14 protein-coding genes are annotated in these 18,866 nt (G+C 58.8%); 11 read left to right on the top strand and 3 right to left on the bottom strand.

What is annotated here, in order from left to right; translation table 11 throughout:
* The first annotated feature begins 223 nt into the window (after positions 1-223).
* Both PW789_RS11705 and PW789_RS11700 read left to right on the top strand, forming a co-directional pair.
* Positions 224-1,948 (top strand): GWxTD domain-containing protein, encoded by a 1,725-nt coding sequence (locus tag PW789_RS11705; RefSeq protein ID WP_299376315.1) that lies wholly within the window; start codon positions 224-226, stop codon positions 1,946-1,948.
* A 140-nt stretch (positions 1,949-2,088) separates the two neighbouring features.
* Positions 2,089-3,828 (top strand): carboxypeptidase-like regulatory domain-containing protein, encoded by a 1,740-nt coding sequence (locus PW789_RS11700; protein ID WP_299376310.1) that lies wholly within the window; start codon positions 2,089-2,091, stop codon positions 3,826-3,828.
* Here PW789_RS11700 and rbsK read toward each other — a convergent pair.
* Complete coding sequence (gene rbsK, locus PW789_RS11695; RefSeq protein WP_299376301.1) at positions 3,825-4,751, bottom strand: ribokinase; 927 nt, start codon at positions 4,749-4,751, stop codon at positions 3,825-3,827. The two genes, PW789_RS11700 and rbsK, sit on opposite strands and share 4 nt — an antisense overlap.
* Before the next feature lie 123 nt (positions 4,752-4,874).
* Here rbsK and PW789_RS11690 point away from each other — a divergent pair, with 123 nt between their 5' ends.
* A complete protein-coding gene (locus PW789_RS11690) occupies positions 4,875-5,786 on the top strand; it encodes an N-acetylglucosamine kinase (protein ID WP_299376296.1) in 912 nt (303 codons plus the stop codon).
* Here the strand turns inward: PW789_RS11690 and PW789_RS11685 are convergent.
* Positions 5,783-7,261 (bottom strand): glycoside hydrolase family 125 protein, encoded by a 1,479-nt coding sequence (locus tag PW789_RS11685; RefSeq protein ID WP_299376293.1) that lies wholly within the window; start codon positions 7,259-7,261, stop codon positions 5,783-5,785. The two genes, PW789_RS11690 and PW789_RS11685, sit on opposite strands and share 4 nt — an antisense overlap.
* 208 nt (positions 7,262-7,469) lie before the next feature.
* Here PW789_RS11685 and PW789_RS11680 point away from each other — a divergent pair, with 208 nt between their 5' ends.
* The 4 genes from PW789_RS11680 to PW789_RS11665 all read left to right on the top strand — a co-directional run bounded on the left by PW789_RS11680 (position 7,470) and on the right by PW789_RS11665 (position 12,812).
* Positions 7,470-9,731 (top strand): GH92 family glycosyl hydrolase, encoded by a 2,262-nt coding sequence (locus PW789_RS11680; protein ID WP_299376289.1) that lies wholly within the window; start codon positions 7,470-7,472, stop codon positions 9,729-9,731.
* Positions 9,728-10,450 (top strand): copper homeostasis protein CutC, encoded by a 723-nt coding sequence (locus PW789_RS11675; protein WP_299376285.1) that lies wholly within the window; start codon positions 9,728-9,730, stop codon positions 10,448-10,450. Before PW789_RS11680 ends, PW789_RS11675 begins: the two co-directional genes overlap by 4 nt.
* Before the next feature lie 101 nt (positions 10,451-10,551).
* Positions 10,552-10,932: a BlaI/MecI/CopY family transcriptional regulator gene (locus PW789_RS11670; RefSeq protein ID WP_299376281.1), complete on the top strand. Its 381-nt coding sequence runs from the start codon at positions 10,552-10,554 to the stop codon at positions 10,930-10,932.
* A complete protein-coding gene (locus tag PW789_RS11665; protein ID WP_299376278.1) occupies positions 10,929-12,812 on the top strand; it encodes a M56 family metallopeptidase in 1,884 nt (627 codons plus the stop codon). The genes PW789_RS11670 and PW789_RS11665 overlap by 4 nt, the downstream gene beginning before the upstream one ends.
* 134 nt (positions 12,813-12,946) lie before the next feature.
* Here PW789_RS11665 and PW789_RS11660 read toward each other — a convergent pair whose 3' ends face one another.
* The gene (locus PW789_RS11660; protein ID WP_299376274.1) at positions 12,947-13,801 is read right to left on the bottom strand and encodes a HEAT repeat domain-containing protein; all 855 of its coding nucleotides are present in this window, start codon (positions 13,799-13,801) and stop codon (positions 12,947-12,949) included.
* Between the two features lie 202 nt (positions 13,802-14,003).
* On the opposite strand from PW789_RS11660, the gene PW789_RS11655 reads away from it, so the two are divergent.
* The 4 genes from PW789_RS11655 (at position 14,004) to PW789_RS11640 (ending at position 18,826) form a co-directional block, all read left to right on the top strand.
* Complete coding sequence (locus PW789_RS11655) at positions 14,004-15,152, top strand: Gfo/Idh/MocA family oxidoreductase (protein ID WP_299376270.1); 1,149 nt, start codon at positions 14,004-14,006, stop codon at positions 15,150-15,152.
* Positions 15,153-15,180: 28 nt separating this feature from the next.
* Positions 15,181-16,314 carry a dihydrodipicolinate synthase family protein gene (locus tag PW789_RS11650; protein WP_299376268.1) on the top strand — a complete coding sequence of 378 codons (1,134 nt, stop codon included), beginning with the start codon at positions 15,181-15,183 and terminating at the stop codon, positions 16,312-16,314.
* The gene (locus PW789_RS11645) at positions 16,314-17,123 is read left to right on the top strand and encodes a sugar phosphate isomerase/epimerase (protein WP_299376265.1); all 810 of its coding nucleotides are present in this window, start codon (positions 16,314-16,316) and stop codon (positions 17,121-17,123) included. Before PW789_RS11650 ends, PW789_RS11645 begins: the two co-directional genes overlap by 1 nt.
* Before the next feature lie 152 nt (positions 17,124-17,275).
* Positions 17,276-18,826: a mechanosensitive ion channel domain-containing protein gene (locus PW789_RS11640; protein WP_299376258.1), complete on the top strand. Its 1,551-nt coding sequence runs from the start codon at positions 17,276-17,278 to the stop codon at positions 18,824-18,826.
* Positions 18,827-18,866: the final 40 nt, after the last annotated feature.

The raw sequence follows: 18,866 nt of genomic DNA, 5'->3' as shown, positions 1-18,866 counted from the left end.
GACGTCTGGTTCCGTAATCATGCACCCTGCCGGTGTCGTGCCAGCTACCTGTCTCTCGTGCAGATAGCCTGACGGACTGGCTAACATCTGCGAAAAGGCTAACGTCTATTCAATACTGGCGTTGTGGCACGAATGATAGCAGGCGGAAGGAGAAATCTTCCATCTTGTACGGTGGCGTACCTGCGCACTACAATATAGATTGCATCAGGAGTGTCTTAGCACCATGATCCCGTCTCGTCATCTTGTCCTTGGTACGACGTTTCTATCGCTTGCCCTGTTCGGTGGTAAGGCAGTGCAGGCCCAGTCCACGACCACGGATGGCGTGACCCAGAAACAGTCAGTTGAAGAAAAGCCCGATCCGCTCAAGCGTCAGCCGAGCGATAAGGAAAAGTTCGCCCAGCAGAAGGCCCTCCGCCAGGAGTTGAAGGGCGTCTACAAGAAGTGGCTGGACGAGGACGTGCGCTGGATCATCACCGACCAGGAGATGCAGGCCTTCAAGAGCCTTGCCAACGATGAAGAGCGTGATACCTTCATCGAAAATTTCTGGCTGCGTCGCAATCCCAACCCGGACTCTCCTGATAACGAATTTCGCGACGAGCACTATCGCCGCATCGCATACGCCAACGAGCACTTTGCCGCTGGCAAGCCGGGCTGGAAGACGGACCGCGGCCACATCTACATCGCCTATGGCAAGGCGGACTCGATCGATTCACACCCCAGCGGCGGCAACTATCAGCGCCCGATGGACGAAGGCGGCGGAAATACCTCCACCTATCCGTTCGAGGTCTGGCACTATCGCTATCTGCAGGGTATTGGCGACAACATCGATATCGAGTTTGTCGACACCTGCATGTGCGGCGACTACCACATGACCATCGACCGCTCTGAGAAGGACGCGTTGAAGATGGTTCCAGGCGCCGGTCTGACGATGTACGAGCAGATGGGACAGTCCGATAAGAAGGACCGCTTTTCGGGCGGCGGACTTGAACAGCTTGGCAATGGGCCCATGTCCGCGATGAACCAGTCCAAGCAGTTCGATCGCCTGAACACCTACGCCAAGCTGATGGCGGCTCCCGAGATCAAGTTCAAGGACCTTGAGAGCTACATGGTCAGCTCGAAAATTCTGACCGGCCCTCCGTTCCTTTTCGATGTGCGTACGGACTACGTCAAGGTCACCAACGACACGATCCTGATTCCCATTACACTGCAGATTCGCAACCGCGACATTACCTTCCAGAACAAGGACGGCGTGGCGACAGGAACGGTCAATATCCTTGGCCGCGTCTCCAATCTGACCAATCGCCCCATCCAGACCTTCGAGGATACGGTGAATGTTCAGGTCCCCAGCGACCTTCTGGGCCGTACACAGAACAACGCTTCGGTCTACTGGAAGTCGGTTCCGCTGCGCCCGGGTCTATACAAGGTCGATATCGTGATCAAGGACGTCAATAACCCCGATCACATCGGAACCTGGCATCGCAGCATCAATGTTCCCAAGTACGACGATGACCGCCTCGCGGCTTCATCGCTGATCCTGGCGGACCAGATGGAGCGCGTGCCTTCCAAGGACATCGGTGCCGGCAACTTCGTGATTGGAAACACCCGCATCCGTCCGCGTGTCTCCTCCGGTGGAATGCAGCCGGTGACCTTCCATCGCAACCAGAACTTGAACTTCTGGATGCAGGTGTATAACCTCGGTATCGACGAGAAGAGCAAGAAGAATGATGCAAAGATCGAGTACGTCGTGACGGATATGACGACGAACAAGACGATTCTTCAGACCGAAGAGCTCACCTCGAAGACGAACCCAAACGCCGATCAGGTTACGCTCGAGCGGTCAATGCCGCTGGGCAGTCTGGATCCGGGCAAGTATCAGATCTCGATCAAGGTTGATGACGGGATCTCGAAGCAGCAGATCGCAGAATCTGCGCCCTTCGTTATTGACTGAAGTGTTTTTGCTGGAGTGCTGGAGCAGGCAAGACAGTTACGCAGACTACATGGCGATAACTGGTTGCGTGGCGCGACCTCTCAACGCGCACCCTATTTTTGCGGACGCGTTAACTTTTAGGAGCAGCCGTCGACGCCAAGGTGCCTAAGACCGTGCAGCGAAACCAGGTGAAGATCGCGATCGTTATGCTGCTGATGGCAGCTGCGACCGGCTGGGCCGGAACTCCGGCCACGGTCACAGGGATTGTGCGCGATACCCAGGGTGTTGTGCAGATGGGGGCCTTGGTTCAGGTTCTGGGAGCCGACTCCGTCATGGTCGGAACCGCGCTCACCGACCTGCACGGCCGCTACCTTATCGCCAATCTTCTTCCCGGAAAATACGAGGTCAGGGCTTCCGGCGCGCTCTTCGTGCCGTCTACGCAGCGTAATCTTCAGCTGCGGTCCGGCAAGCGAACCATCGTCAACCTGACGATGAATGCCATCTTCGATGCCACATCATGGCTACCAGCGGAACGCCGAAAGGCTGACGAGCCCAGCGATGACTGGAAATGGACGCTGCGCTCTGCTGCAAATCGTCCCATCCTGCGTATTTTCGATGAAAACGGCGACCCGGTGATGATCTCGTCGAGTGCTGCCGAGCACACGCGGACTCCCGACAAGGCACGTGCCTCCGTAACGTCAGGCGATGGCGGCTTTGGCGCGGGCGGCATCCATAATGTCTTCCAGATGGATCGAGCCCTGCCGGATGGCTCCGATATGCGTCTGCGGATAGATGTTGGAACCATGTCCGGCCCAGCTGTTCGGGCTCCGTCCACGTCGCTTGCGGTCGGATATCAGCGCCGCCTGGGATTCGCGGGAGCTGGCCGCACAGTCGTCAGCTATCAATCGCATCCCGAGATGCTGAGCAGCGGCGGAAGCTCAGGATTCGATACCGCCGAGATGGCGTCAGTGCAAAAGACCTCCCTCGGCGATACGGTCGATCTCGAGGCCGGTGGAACTGTCTATGTTGTGCATGGACCGGCTTATGGGATGGCATCGCGCCCATTTCTCCGGATCACGGCGCATCCCGGCAGCAACTGGCGTGCCGGCTATCGAATGGCGACCTCTCGCGATCTCCAGTCATTCGAGGGACTCGATTCGGTTGAGTTGGAGCTTCCTGTCGCCGTCCTGCAGCAGGGCAAGATGCAGCTGGAGCGTGGCCTGCATCAGGAATTCTCCGTGTCGCGTAAGACAGGGAGAGGCATGGTCCAGGCGTCTTACTACAAAGACAATCTCAGCAACGTTGCCTTGTCGGGTTCGGGACGCCTTGCCGTCGCGGATCTGAACGGAGACGCGCAGGGAATACAGACGATCGGCCTGATTACGGATACGACGACAGACACCTTCCGTATGATGGGTTCGGGCTATCACGCGCAGGGAGTGAACCTGATGCTGACCGAGCCCATCACGCAAGCACTGTGGGTGGCGGTCGAGTACAGCACAGGTGCAGGGCTATCTGCTCCTGCCGGCAATGGCGCGGTGCAGATGACTTCCCTCGCATCGACCCTGAAGCCGAAGGCTTCGCAGTCGGCTACGGTGGCAATCAAGGGGCGCGTGATCCACAGCGGAACCCAGGTCAGGGCCTCCTATCGCTGGCAGCCTGAGGCGCTGGTCACTGCGGTCAATCCTTATGCGGCCTTCAGTGATCAGGCGTATCTCAGCTTCTTCATCCGTCAGCCGATCCGCTGTGGCGGCCTGCTTCCTGCAGGTCTTGAGGCTACCGTCGACATGACGAACCTTCTGGAGCAGGGGTATCGGCCGATTCTGTCCAAGGATGGGCGGACGCTCTTTCTGGCACAGGCACCGCGCATGGTGCAGGCCGGATTGGCCTTCAACTTCTAAGCCGAGCTCCTTTTCAAGAGATCCTCAACTTCACTGGCCGTTGGCATGGAGTTCTGTGCTCCGTAACGGGTCACTGCGATGGCGGCGGCTGCGTTAGCATAGCGCGCTGCATCCGCAGGCTGTTTGCCCTGCGCCAGTTGCGTAGCGAACGCTGCATTGAAGCAGTCTCCCGCGGCTGTCGTATCGACTGCTTCGACCGCAATGGCGGCGAGGTGAACCGAAGAAGTACAGTCTTGCCCCTTCAGAAAAACGCCACGCTCGCCGAGCTTGAGTGCCACATTCCTGGCTCCCATGGAGAGAAGCCGGTCTGCGGTTGCTTCAAGGGAGAGTTCCTCCGTCGAGTGCAGGAGCGTGGCCGCTTCGGTCTCGTTTGGAGTCAGCCATGTAACCTCCTGCAGCAATCCAGGTGGAAGATCCTGTGCCGGGGCAGGATCAAGCATTACCGGAACGCCCGCATCGGCGGCAATACGCGCCGCACGAAGTACCGAAGGCAATGGGATCTCCAACTGAAGCAAAAGAACCGAGGCGGTGCGGATGGCTTCCGCTGCAGATTCGATGCTCGTCTCATCGAGTGCCTGATTCGCTCCGCCGATGACGACGATGCTATTGGCTCCGCTCTGTGCGCGGGTGATCAGGGCGATGCCCGATGGCCCTTTGACCGGGGAGACGCCAGATGCATTGACCCCTGCCTGCTTGAGTCCTTCCAATAGCCGCACGCCGTAGCTGTCATCTCCAACCCGGCCAATCATCGCAACCGTAGCTCCCAGCTTTGCGGCCCCCACCGCCTGGTTGGCGCCCTTCCCGCCAAGCAGTTCCTCATAGCTTTCGCCTAGCACCGTCTCCCCTTCAAGGGGGATACGTTCTGTGGTGACGACAACATCAAGATTCAAGCTTCCTGCGACGACGATCGGCTTTAGCGTCATCCTGCGATGATAATGGCATTGGAGAGTACGCCATTTTGTCCTCGCCCGCAGGAATACTGCTTGAGGAATAGGTAGGATGGAACGTGATCTTCAAAATGTAGAGTCTGGTAGCGGAGAACTGGTTTGGCGTTTTATCTGGCATTGGATGTAGGCGGCACGAAGACAGAGTATGTCCTGGCGGACGAGAGCAACGAGTTGGCGCGTGTTCGCAGCGGAACGATCAAGCGGATGCGCACGGATGCGACATCTGCACTTGAAAATCTTGAAAAGGCACTGGCGGAGATCGAAGCCGTTAGCGGGATTTCCATGCGGAATGTCTCTCGCAGCTGCGTGGGAGCCGCGGGCGTCACTGTTCCATTGGTAACGGACTGGATTCGCGAGGCCTTCTCTACGCGCGTCGGCGGCGAATTGATTCTGGTTGGCGATGTGGAGATCGCCCTTGATGCCGCGTTCTTCGGTGGCCCCGGCGTCCTCGTCATGGCTGGAACAGGTTCGAACGTGGCCGGCCGTACTTCGGCTGGCGAGTTGACCACAGCTGGCGGTTGGGGACCCGCACTGGCCGACCAGGGATCGGGGGCACGCATCGGACAGCAGGCGCTGCGCGATACCTTCCTTGCCATGGATGAAGAGCGTGAGACAGCCCTGCTGCCCGGGATTCTAAAACTCTGGGGACTGGCGGACTACATGGAGCTGGTCGGCTATGCCAACCAGATTCCCTCGCCTGATGTCACCAAGCTAGCCCCGGTAGTCGTGGAGTGCGCAGCGAAGGGTGACGCCGTGGCGAAGGGAGTTCTACGTCGCGAGGCCGAAGAGCTTGCGCATCTTGCGAGGCTTGTCATTGACCGTCTGCGCCGTGCCGACACACGGACAGGCTGGCTCCCTGAGCTAGCCTTCACCGGCAGCATCCTCGAGCATGTTGCCGAGGTTCGTGATGGCATCGTCGAGGTTCTTCGAGCGGAGTTGCCCGATCTCAAGGTGCTCCCCGGCGTCGTCGATCCGCTGCAGGGAGCACTCTGGAGAGCGCGTAAGGGCTAGGGCTTCAGCAAGCCAGGACGTGAAGCGGCTACCTCGCCCAGCAGCTCGCCGAAGAGCGTATTGGCCCATGCGAACCATGCGCGGGTGAACTTACTCGGGTCATCTTTGAAGTAGCTCTCGTGCATGAAGCCGAAGCCCTTCGCCGAGCCTTTCAGCATGATGATCGAGCGGCGGATCTCATCGTCGCTCGTGCTGGTGAAGGCGTAGATGATCTGCGACATCGGCCAGATCATGTTTTTGCCGATGTGTGGCCCTCCGATGCCTTCCCCAGCTGTGCCGCGGAAGAACCACGGGTTCCGTTCGCTCCAGCAGAAGGCGCGTGTGCGCTGGTAGAGCGCTGCATCCAACGAACTCTCCAGGTAGGGAAGTCCCAGCAGGCTGGGCACATTGGCGTCGTCCATCAGCACCTGGCTGCCGAAGCCATCGATCTCGTAGGCCCAGATTGTTCCCTGGGGAGTGGTCGCAATGGCGTGTTGCTTCAACGCCTGCTCCACTTCGGTCGCGAGGGCTGCGGCGTCGTTTGCCAGTGCCTCATCGTGTGCAATCTCATGAGCCATCGTTGATAGCTGTCGCAGGGACGCTACGGCAAAGAGGTTTGACGGCACCAGGAAGGGGAAGATGCAGGCATCGTCCGACGGACGGAAGCCGGACGCGATCAGGCCTACCGGCTTCACGGGATTGCCAAACCCTCCGGCGGGAAGGGTCTCCGTCGTCGTATCCGAGATGCGGCGGAAGCTGTAGGGGCCTTCGCCATTCTTCCTCTGCTGCGTGCGGAAGGTGGCGACGATCAGTTTCATTGCCTGCAGCCATCGGCTATCGAAGGGGCCGGTGTCGCCGGTCATCTTCCAGTAGCCGTGTGCAAGGCGGATCGGATAGCACAGGGAGTCGACCTCCCACTTGCGTTCGCCGACGCCCTGCTTCAGTTCAGTCTTATCCTTCATGCTCCAGGACAAGGCCGGGGCATTTAGATCGGCCATAAACGCGTTGGCGTAGGGATCGATCAGGATGCAGCGGGCTTGCCGGCGGATGACTCCTTCGAGGAGATCGCGCAACTTGCGATCTTTCTTTGCCAGAGGAAGATACGGCCAAATCTGCGCTGAGGAATCGCGTAGCCACATCGCCTGAATGTCGCCGGTCAGAACGGCCGTATCGGGTTTGCCTTCGAATGTGCCCGGCTCCACGGTCGTGTCGAGCGTGTTGGGGTAGCAGTTGTTGAAGAGGGTAGCCAGTTCAGGATCAGCGATTCGCTTGCTGCGCTCGGCAAGAAACTCTTCCACGGCACTGCTGGTGAACCGCCGCTCAGCGGGAGATGGCCTGCCTTTCGACATGTCCCACGGGGCTTGAACGGGGGGAACTTCGACTGTCGATTGTGTCGCCTGGGCTTTTGCGGTGCTGGGGATGCCGGCGGTGGCTGCTGCTGCGCCTGCAATGCGAAGGAACGCTCGTCTGCTGGGTACTGGGTTCAATTGCTTCATCGGTATGCCTCTGTCATTGTGGCACAGTTGCCTCACCCATCCAGATGCTTGAAAATAGTTGCGGAACCCTGCCTTGGAGTCTTCCTGACGTTCACCATCGTGATGAGCATCCGGGCGAACCGTAACCATTGATGATGGAGTATGCATGATTAGCCGTAGAAAGTTCTTGCAGCGTTCTTCCGCTGCATATGTTTTGAGCGCTGCACCGATGACCAAAATCGTTGAAGCGGCGGTTGCTGGCAAGAAGATGGAAGACCCCCTGCAGTGGGTGGACGCTCGAATTGGTACCGGTGGCCACGGCCACACCTTTCCAGGAGCAGCCCTGCCCTTTGGCATGGTGCAGCTTAGCCCGGACACCTTCAATGACGGCTGGGACTGGTGCTCTGGTTATCACGTCTCCGACGACTCCATCATGGGCTTCAGCCATACACATCTGAGCGGTACCGGGTGCGGCGATCAGCTCGACTTTCTCGTTATGGCAGGCACCGGTGAGGCCAAGCTTGTCCCTGGCGATCGCCGCTCCCCGGAGAAGGGCTACCGCTCACGCTTCGACCACGCCGATGAACGCATGGAGCCCGGCTACTACTCCGTTCTTCTCAAGGACTACAACGTCAAAGCCGAGCTGACCGCGACCGAGCGCGTAGGTGTTCACCGCTACACCTTCCCCGCAAGCGACAAGGCATATCTCATACTCGACCTGCAGCACGGGTATGGTCCCGGTGACGGCCCGGTCACGTCAGCCGAATTGAAGATGACCGCGCCCGATACTCTCGTTGGCGGTCACAAGACCTCGGCTTGGGGCAAGAATCGCCAGGCGTACTTCTCGCTGAAGGTCTCGAAGAAGCCCGAGCGCATCGTCTTCTTCTCTGACGATAAGGAAGTTCCTGTTCCCGCTGATGGCAGCCAGATCGAAGGCAAGAACCTGAAGGCGGTTCTCTACTTCAAGACCAAGGCTAAGGAGACGATCCTGGTCAAGACCGGAATCTCTGGTGTGGGGACCGATGGCGCTGCGAAGAACGTCGCCGCCGAGGTTCCTGCCTGGGAGTTCGATAAGGTCCGCGCTAACGCCAAGGAGATCTGGCGGAAGCAGATCTCGAAGATCAGCGTTGAGAGCGCCAATGCGACGCACAAGCGTATCTTCTACACCGCGCTCTATCACATGTCGCTTGGGCCTACGCTCTATGACGACGTCGATGGCCGTTATCGCGGCATGGACAGCGAGGTGCACCAGCTGCCTGCTGGCCAGCACAACTTCTCCACCTTCTCTCTTTGGGACACCTTCCGCGCCGCGCATCCTGCCTACACCCTCATCGAGCGCGAGCGTGTGCCGCTCTTTGTCAACACGCTGATCCGCATGGCGGAGCAGAGCCCCGCTGGCATGCCTGTCTGGCCGCTGATGAACACTGAGACCGGTACGATGACGGGCTATCACTCGGCTGCCGTTATCTCTGAGGCCTGCTCCAAGGGCTTTACCGGGATCGACTTCGAGAAGGCCTACGAGGTGATGATGAAGCGCGCCATGGTCGACGATTATCGCGGCCTGGGCTACTATCGCAAGCTTCACTTCATCCCGGCCGATAAGGAAGAAGAGTCCGTCTCGAAGACCTTCGAGTACTGCTACGACGACTGGTCGATCGCGCACGTCGCCCGCAAGCTGGGCAAGAACGACGATGCTGCCATGCTCACGCAGCGTTCGCTCAACTATCGCAACTACTACGATTCCTCGACCGGCTTCATGCGGCCTAAGCTGGAAGACGGCAGCTTTACATCTCCCTTCAACCCGATCGACCTCGGACACTCGACCAAGTGGCGGGATTACACCGAGTCGAATGCCTGGCAGACGACCTTCGGCATCCAGCATGACCCTGCAGGCCTGATCAAGCTCTACGGCGGCAACGAAGCCTTCGTGAAGAAGCTCGATGGCCTGTTTACTGCGGCCCCGGATCTTCCGGCCAACGCACCGCCGGATATCGCAGGAATGGTTGGACAGTATGCGCACGGCAATGAGCCCTCGCATCACATCTCCTACCTCTACGTATACGCGGGCGCTCCCTACAAGACGCAGGCCCGTGCTCGCAGCTTGATGGAGACGATGTACTCGGCGGAACCGGACGGCATGCAGGGCAACGAGGATGTGGGTCAGATGTCGGCGTGGTATCTGCTCAGCGCGCTCGGCTTCTATCCCGTCGATCCCGTTAGCGGCAACTACGTGCTTGGCTCTCCGTTGTTTGAAGGCGCGAAGGTGCAGCTTGCAGCAGGGAAGGTGCTCGACATCGTCGTCGAGCGTAAGGATCCCTCGCACCAGTATGTACAGTCGTTCTCGATCAACGGTAAGCCGCAGCAGCGGGCGTGGTTCCATCACTCGGAGATCGTGGACGGCGCCAAGCTGGTCTACGTCATGGGGCCGGAGCCGAATGAGAAGTTTGGAGCCGACGAGGCTTCGCTTCCGCCTTCGCTGAAACTCGCGTGAGCGCAAAGGTTATCTTTGAGCTGTGCGCGGAGACGCTGGACGCGTGCCTCGCGGCGCGCGACGGCGGGGCCGATCGAATCGAGCTGTGCTCGGCGTTGAGTGAAGATGGACTCACGCCGAGCCACGGCTTCATCCGCGCTGCTGTTGAGCTGAGTAGGATTCCCGTTCATGTTCTGATCCGCCCTCGCGGAGGAGACTTCTTCTACTCCGACTGCGAGTTCTCCATCATGCAGCAGGATGTGCTTCACGCGCGTTCCCTCGGTGCCAATGGAGTCGTGCTCGGTGTGCTTCATGCAGATGCGACCGTCGATGTGGAGCGGACGCGACAGTTGGTAGAGCTGGCGGCGCCGCTTGAGGTGAGCTTTCATCGCGCCTTTGACCTGACGCCATCGCTCGCCGAAGCTCTTGAAGCTGTCATCGCGACAAGATGTCGTCGCGTGCTGACATCAGGTGGACAGCCTGACGTCGTCTCAGGTGCAGCCAGTCTGCGCCAGCTCGTGACACAGGCCGCAGGCCGGATCGCAATTGCCGCCGGAGGTGGCGTCCGTCTCGAAAACGCCCGCCAGGTTGTTCAGAAGAGCGGTGTCGGCCAATTGCACGGCAGTTTGAGGCGGGCTATTCCCGCGGATCCGTCCGATTCGCTGACGCGGGACGAGATGAGCTACATCGTTGATCCCAAAGATATCCAAAACATGATGTCACTGCTCCACGAGTCTTAAACCAAAAAATTAGTCCAGTCGCCAAGAGGTTCGGCACCTTCTACGAAGGATTTCGTTGACATCTACGAATTTTGTCGTATACATTTCTTCGCATGAAAGAGATGTATTCCCTTCCGAAGCCTACCGAAGTCGAACTCGAGCTATTGCGCGTGCTGTGGGACAAGAACGAGGCGACGGTCCGCGAGATCTACGAAGTCATCAACGAACAGCGCCCCATGGGATACACCACTGTCCTGAAGATGCTTCAGATCATGACGGAGAAGGGGCTGGTCGAGAGGACGGAGTTCGGCAAGGCGCATATGTATCGTGCTGCGGCAAGCCAGGATCAGACCCAGAGCCAGATGCTCCGCGATCTGAGCGATCGCCTCTTTGCCGGTTCTGCCGCGCAGCTCGCGATGCACGCCCTTGCCATGGAGCCGGCTACGGCAGAGGAGTTGCAGGAGATTCGCCGGTTGATTCAGCAAAAGAAGGAGAAGCGATGAATTCTTTGATCCCGATTCTTGGCTGGACTCTTATTCACGCCTGCTGGCAGGTTATAGCGGTTGTTCTTGCCTACCGTCTGCTGGATTCGCTGTTGTCTCGATCGCGTAGCGCTATGCGTTACACGATTGCCCTCGCAGCGATGATGGGGATCGGTCTCCTATCGGTGGTGACGTTTGGCTACGAATACCGGCGTGTTGCGACAGAGTCGCATCTTCAGATGCAGCGTGCTGCAAACGGCGGTGCTGAAGGAACGGCCGAATGCAATTCGGCGTCGACGCTCGCAGGCGCGAACGGCACGCCGGATCAGGAGCAGGGAACCCTCGTTCGTACCTGGCAGTCAGCTCGTCGGGGTACCGAGGCCGTCTTCCTTGCGGTATCGAACGATGCAATGCCCTGGATCGACGCGCTCTGGTTTGCAGGGGTGATGGCCCTCTCGGTTCGGATGCTGGGCGGCTGGTTTCATCTGCGCAGCCTGCGACGCAGCACGCGCGCGCAGGCTCCAACGGCAGTGTATGCGGCATTCGTCTGCCTGGCTCAGCAGATGGGAATTACGAAGAAAGTCGATCTCTTTGTCTGCTCTCGCATCTGCGGACCCGTGGCCATGGGAGTCCTGCGCTCGATCGTTCTCTTACCGGTCTCGGCTCTGACCCAACTTAGTCCGGAGCAGCTGGAGGTCGTGCTTGCCCACGAACTCGCGCATATCCGCCGTGCCGACTACCTGTGGAACATGTTCCAGTCGATGATCGAGACTCTCCTCTTTTTTCATCCCGCGGTCTGGTGGATGGGTGCGAGAACGCGTCAGCTGCGCGAACTCAGCTGTGACGATTCGGCGCTGGCCTGCTGCGGCGATCCGGTTGTCTATGCCACGGCGTTGCTCAGGCTGGAGGAGCAGCGTCATGCACAGCTGCGTCTCGCCATGGCGTTTCGTGGAGACAGCGGCGCAGGCCTGAAGCTCCGCATCGTCCGCATGCTCGAGGGGACTGCAGGGAAGCAGAATATCCAGCGCGGCGAGGTGGTTCCCTTGTCTATGGCCGGACTCTTCATGCTGCTGGGAGCGATTGTGCTTCCTGCGCCTCATGTCCTGGCGAAAGGCGCTACGGTTATTCCGGCTGCTCCAACGGCTCTCGCTGTTCCGACAAAGCCTGTGCCGCCCAGGCTGCCGGCTGTTGCCCCTGCGATTCGGCCGGTGGCACCTCTTGCTCCTCTGGCTGCAGTTTCAGTCGCAGCTCCGGCCGTGCATCTACAGCAAAATATCCAGACACTGAATTCGGCGATGTCCAGCGCTAGCGCTGCAACGAGCGCTATTACGGCAACCACGATGGATGGAACCGGCGGCGTGCAGGATCATTACGCTGCTGCGATGAGCCGGTTAGGCTACACCAATGCCGAGTCACTTGTTGCGATGAAGATCAATGGCATTACGCCAGAGTACGCCGAGAAGATGGCGCTGACTGGTTATGGCAAGCCTTCAGCCAATGACCTGATCGCGCTTCACATCTTTCATGTCACGCCGGAAGAGGCAGAGAAGCTACGTGCCGCCGGCTCCGGCCCGACCACGATCCAGGATCTGATTCGTTACAAAATATTTAAAGTAAATGCCGAATATATCGAAGCGATGAAGGCTGTGGGGCTTGGCTCTCTCAGCTCGGAAAAGATCGTCGTGCTGAGAATCCAGAACGTCACTGCTGACTTTGCCCGCTCGGCGCGGAAACAATATCCCGACCTCACTGTCGATCAACTGATCCAGATGAAGGTCTTTCGTATCGACGATCAGTTCATTGAGCGGGCGCGGAGCCTTGGCATCACCCCGCTGACGATCGACAAGCTGGTCCAGCTCCGTGCCACCGGAATGCTGGACGATAACTCTGTGCAGAGGTAAGCCTGATGACAGATCTTCGCCGCGTGATTGGAGCCGCACTTATCGCTTTTGGAGCGATTGCACTGGCATATACCGACAGCATCAACGATGCTGTCGGTTCCAGATGGAGTCAGGTCGTGCAGCTCGCTGGCAGATCAATGCCGGGTAGGTGTCTTTCCGCCAGTAGAGACAGTGGGCTTCGCCGTCTTTATATCGTTCAGGTGAATAATGGCAGCAGCAGCGGTGTAGCGAACAGCTGCAGTTGGATCATCAAGCCGAAGCTCGAGCGTGCTTAGCGTCGTCTGATCATTACGCTGCGCAATGGCTGCGATCGCTGCGATCTGCACGATCCAGCTTTTGTCATTGGTGGCTTCTTCCAGAGCCCCCAGGCTCTTAACGTCCGGGTCCTCCGCCAGGATCTTGGCCGCTGCGGCGCGAACCGGTGAGGTGTCGTCCTTCGTTAGTGTCTTCACCGCGGTGTAGGCGATGCCACCAAATGGAACGAAGCCAATACCTTGTTCAAAACCGAAGGCAGCCAGCTTTTTGGGATCGTGGAGCATCTTCTTCTGTTCGTCCATCAGACTGTCGCCGCTCTTCTTCTCTCCGGTAAGCACGGCATAGAAGATGTTGTAGCCATAAGAATCATTCATCGCCAGTAGAGCTCGCGCGGCTCCAAGGATCACCGAGGGGTCCTTATCCGTCTGAATAATCTTGTGCAGCTCTTCTTTCGCGGCGGTTGCCTTGATTGCGCCGATGGCGCTGGTTGCTGCCTCGCGAACCTCAGGTCTCTCATCGGAGAGAGCCTTGATCGCCAGCTCCGGTGCCTTGGCATCGCCCGTCAGCATACCGAGCAGACGAACTGCCGTGACTCGAGTTTCGATGTCTTTATTGGTAAGGCCTGCCTGGAGAGTGGTCCAGGATTTGGTGAGCGGCTGCTGAGACTGAGCCGTAACGGAGACCAGAAGGGTGAAGGCGAAGAGTTTTACAAAACGCACACAGCGGGGTGCCATGAAGGCTACCTCAATTTTTAATTTGGTTGCAGTCTATGTTGTACGTCTTATCACTTGCCTAAGTGAGCTTATCAGGCTCCGATGGGTAATTCGGCGCTCAGGCCCGTTCGTATATGATCCCGACGTGGCCGCGCGACCGCTCTTCTTTGCGTTGAAAACCGCGATGCCAGTTGTCTAATGCACTTCTGGGGAGAACAGGTGGATGCGGCATATCGGCATCATCATGAATGGCGTCACCGGACGCATGGGAACCAATCAGCATCTGGGGCGCTCAATTGCAGCGATCCGCAAGCAGGGCGGTCTTGAGCTAAAAGATAAAAGCCTGGTGATGCCTGAGCCGGTCCTGTTAGGTCGGGATGCCGCCAAGCTGGAGAAGCTGGCCAAAGAGTGGGGAGTTGAGAAGTGGTCCACTGATTTGGCGGCTTGTCTCGCTGACCCTGAGAACACGATCTACTTCGATGCACAGTCCACCCTGCTGCGTGCCGATGCGGTGAAGTCTGCGATCAGCGCGGGGAAACACGTTTACTGCGAGAAGCCCCTTGCCGGTACGCTGGAAGACAGCCTTGAACTGGCGCGGCTGGCCACTGAGGCGGGCGTAAAGAACGGCGTCGTGCAGGACAAGCTCTATCTGCCTGGCCTGCTGAAGCTGAAGCAGGTGATCGCCAGTGGCTTTCTGGGTAGGGTGCTTTCGGTGCGGGGCGAGTTCGGTTACTGGGTCTTTGAAGGCCCCAATCCTCCGGCACAGCGGCCGTCGTGGAACTATCGCAAGGAGGAGGGCGGTGGCATCATCCTCGACATGTTCCCGCACTGGCAGTATGTCCTCGAAAACCTCTTCGGCAGCGTGCTGTCCGTCAGTTGCACGGCGCGGACGACGATCCCGCAGCGCGTCGACGAACGAAACGAAGTCTACGATTGCAACACCGACGACGCGGCCTATGCCACCTTTGAACTTGCGGGAGGAGTTGTGGCCCATATCAACTCATCCTGGGTGACCAGAGTGAATCGCGATGAGCTACTGGAGCTGCATGTCGATGGGACGGAGGGCAGCGCGATCGCCGGTCTGCGAGAGTGCAAGGTCCAGCCCCGTGTCACGACGCCCAAGGCTGTATGGAACCCCGATATTCCGAATCCCATTCCTTTCCGCGATGGATGGCAGCAGGTGCCTTCTACCGTGCCGGAAGCAAACGCCTTCAAGATTCAGTGGGAGATGTTTCTGCGTCATGTCCTTGAAGATGTGCCGTTCCCGCACAGCTTTCTCAATGCGGCCAAGGGGGTACAGCTGGCTGAAGCCGGGCTGCGTTCTTGGGAAGAACGGCGCTGGATCGATCTTGAGGAGCTGAAGCTCAACTAACCGATCTTCCAAACAATAGAGAGCCATTATGGAGATTCGTCTTCCCCTCGACGGGGGACTTTCCAGCTATCGTCTGAACGAAGAAGGACCGCTGCCCGTGGTGGCCGGTGGTCCGCCGCGGTCCCGCGTGGCCTATGCTGCTGCGCACGTAGTCGTCGATCCGCTGGAGCCACAGCGGCTCGACATGGAGGCGACGATGGCGTTTCGCCGTCACCTGTGGTCGCTGGGCTTCGGTGTTGCTGAAGCGATGGATACCTCGCAGCGAGGCATGGGGTTGAACTGGGAGACGGCGCGTGAACTGATCCGGGTTTCGGCATCCGAACGTGGCGGTGCGATTGCCTGCGGTGCAAATACCGATCAGCTTGACCCGACATGCGAACCCACCGTCGACAAGGTGATCAGAGCGTACGAGGAGCAATGCGAGGCGATCGAGAATGCGGGCGGACGCGTGATTCTCATGGCAAGTCGTGCTCTGGTTCGGTGCGCCAAAAGCCCGGAGGACTACGTCCGCGTGTACACGCGTCTGCTGAGCGGGCTGAAGCAGCCAGCGATTCTGCATTGGCTGGGAGAAGCGTTCGACCCGCAGTTGCGCGGCTACTGGGGCAGTGCCGATGTCGATCAGGCGATGGATACCTGTCTCGGCATCATTCAGGCCAACCATGCAAAGGTCGATGGCGTGAAGATATCGCTGCTCGACAAGCGGCAGGAGATCATCATGCGGCGGCAGCTTCCTGTGGGTGTGCGCATGTATACCGGCGATGACTTCGACTATGCCGAACTGATTCGGGGCGATGAGCAGGGGCACAGTGATGCTCTGTTAGGTATCTTCGACGGCATTGCCCCGGCGGCAGCGCTCGCACTGCGGGCTTTGGACGCTGGTGACATGACAGCTTTCGAAAGACTGCTGACGCCGACGGTGCCGTTGTCACGGCATATCTTTCAAACGCCTACGTTCCATTACAAGACGGGGCTGGTATTTCTGGCGTATCTCAATGGGCATCAACGGCACTTTGTGATGCTTGGCGGTCAGCAGAGCGCGCGATCGGTGGTTCATCTGGCGCAGCTCTTTGTGCTTGCCGATCAAGCGCGGCTGCTGGCCGACCCTGAGCTTGCGGTGAAGCGCATGCGGCCGGTGCTGGAGATCGCAGGGGTGGCGTCGTAATGGCGGAGCTGTCACGGCTGAGCTTCAACCAGATGACGGCCGGCAAGGCAACACTCGCGGAGGTCGCAGCTGCATGTGTTCATCATGGAGTGGAGTGGATTGGTCCATGGCGCTACTCGGTCTCGGAGAATCCATCCGCAGCGGCTCAACTCATCCGCGACGCAGGATTGAAGGTATCGAGCCTCTGTCGCGGTGGTATGTTTCCAGCGGCGACGAAGGAGGAGCGTCAGCGCAGGATTGACGATAATCTCCACGCGATCGATGAGGCTGCTGCGATTGGGACCGATCTGCTGGTGCTGGTGAACGGGCCTGCGCCGGACCGCGATCTCGAGGGAGCGCGGCAGATGGTCGTCGATGGGATTGGTGCCGTGGTTGATTATGCATCCAGGTGTGGCGTCAGGCTGGGGATTGAGCCGCTTCATCCCATGTTCGCCGCCGACCGTAGCGTCGTGGTCACCATGGGGCAGGCGAACGAGATTGCTGCGAAATTTCATGCGGCCGATGTTGGACTGGTTGTCGATGTTTATCACATCTGGTGGGATCCTCAGGTTTACACCGAAATTGAGCGCGCAGCCGAGCGTATCTTTGCCTTTCACGTATCGGACTGGATCGTTCCTACGCCTGATTTTTTGATGGGTCGCGGCATGATGGGAGATGGCGTCATCGAGATCGAGAGACTTCGTAGAGCGGTGGAAGCCGCGGGTTACCGTGGGCCGATCGAGGTCGAGATCTTCAACGAGTCGCTATGGGCACAGTCGCCCGATACCATCATCAGTCGTACCGTGAGTTGCTTCCGGGAGTTTGTTTAGAGCGTAATCGTTGCTTTTCGTGCTAAACGTATGGCATGAATGCGCAATGGCTAAGACGGTTGCTACTTGGAGTTGCACTTGTTTTTCCGCTGAGCGCTCAGGTCGTTGCCCAGCCAGTACGGCACGCAGAGCATCCCAAGGAGACCGCCGCCGTGAACGGCGCGGCGCCTGCGACAGTCTATGCTCCTGTCGCTGTTGTCATGGATGGCCGGACGGTTATCGAGATTCGCTGGGGCATCGGCAGCATTACCCCGCAGGTGCGTGCCGCGGCTATAAGTGAGCGCCTGCTGCGGCTTGCTAGAGATGGATCGCAGTCGATCGACATCGCAACATATCCGAAGGAACTGAGAATCGATGTGACGCAGGGAGACCTTGTGCTGGCCTCGGTCTTCGCCGGAGACGCCGAGGCCGCAGGTGTCTCCGCTCCGGAATTGGCGCTTTCATGGCAGACGGCGTTTACTCAGGCGATTAATACATACCGTGTAGACCACACACGCGGCCGCATGCTCGAGCGCATGGGGCTGACGGCGGTGGTTGTCCTGCTCACAGTAGCTGCGCTCTGGCTGCTGGTGCCGATCACGCGATGGGTGTCCGGTGTCATCTCGCGTGAGATCCTGTCACGGCTGACTCGGGCGAAAGGGCAGAGCTGGTCGCTGATCGACGCAGAGCAACTGACCGGCATCTTTCGATTGTTGTTGCGCACGATCCGGCTGGGTGTCTCGTTGTTTGTCATCTATGCGGCGTTCCAGCTTCTCTTCCTGATCTATCCGCAGACGAAACCGCTGGGCGAGAAGATGCTTGCAGGTGTCGAGCGGCCGCTCGAGCAGTTTGGCTGGGCTGCCTGGAGCAGTGCGCCTTCGCTGATCTTTATCCTGATCATTGCGGTGGCGTGCAGATATCTTGTGCAGTTGGTGAGCTTTGCTTTCCAGCGCATCGGAGAAGGACACGTGCGGATGGAGGGGTTCAAGCCGCAGTGGGCCCAGGTGACATCGCGACTGGTCAACCTCGCGCTGGTCTTGCTTGCGGTGTTGATCGCCTATCCGTACATTCCTGGTTCTCAATCGGCTGCGTTCAAGGGCTTTTCTTTGTTTCTCGGCGTGCTCTTCTCCCTGGGCTCGACAGGAGTTGTGTCCAACGTGCTGAACGGCGTCCTGCTGACGTATATGGATTCGTTTCAGAAGGGCGACTTCGTACAGATCGGGGACGCGCAGGGCTATGTGGAAACGACATCCCTGTTCGTCACGCGGCTTCGAACTCGCCAGCAGACGGTGATCACGATTCCGAACTCGCAGGTGCTTGGCGGACAGATCATCAACCACAGCGCGGCTGCAGAAGGATCGCTGTCCTTGTCGACGACGGCTGGTATTGGTTATGACACGCCGTGGCGGCAGGTGGAAGCGATGTTGCTGAACGCAGCCGGCAAGACACATACGGTCCGTCAACAGCCCGCGCCGTTCGTGTTGGAGACGTCGCTGAACTCCTTTGACATCACCTATGAGCTGACTGTTTTTCTGACCGGACAGGCGCCGCTGAATGCTGTGCGCGCCGAACTTAACCGCAACATTCTCGATGAGTTCAACCAGTTTGGCGTACAGATTATGACACCAGCTTACGTGCGAGATCCGGAGAGGCCGGCGGTGGTTCCGGCAGGGAGCTGGTATGCCGCGCCGGCAGTGCCTCTGGAGCAAATGCCACCAAAATAGTCCTATATTTTCAGCTCAATTTTGGTGCAATGCGTTTTAC

Source organism: Edaphobacter sp. (assembly GCF_028283685.1).
GTDB lineage: Bacteria > Acidobacteriota > Terriglobia > Terriglobales > Acidobacteriaceae > Edaphobacter.
This window is presented reverse-complemented; position numbering and strand designations above follow the sequence as displayed.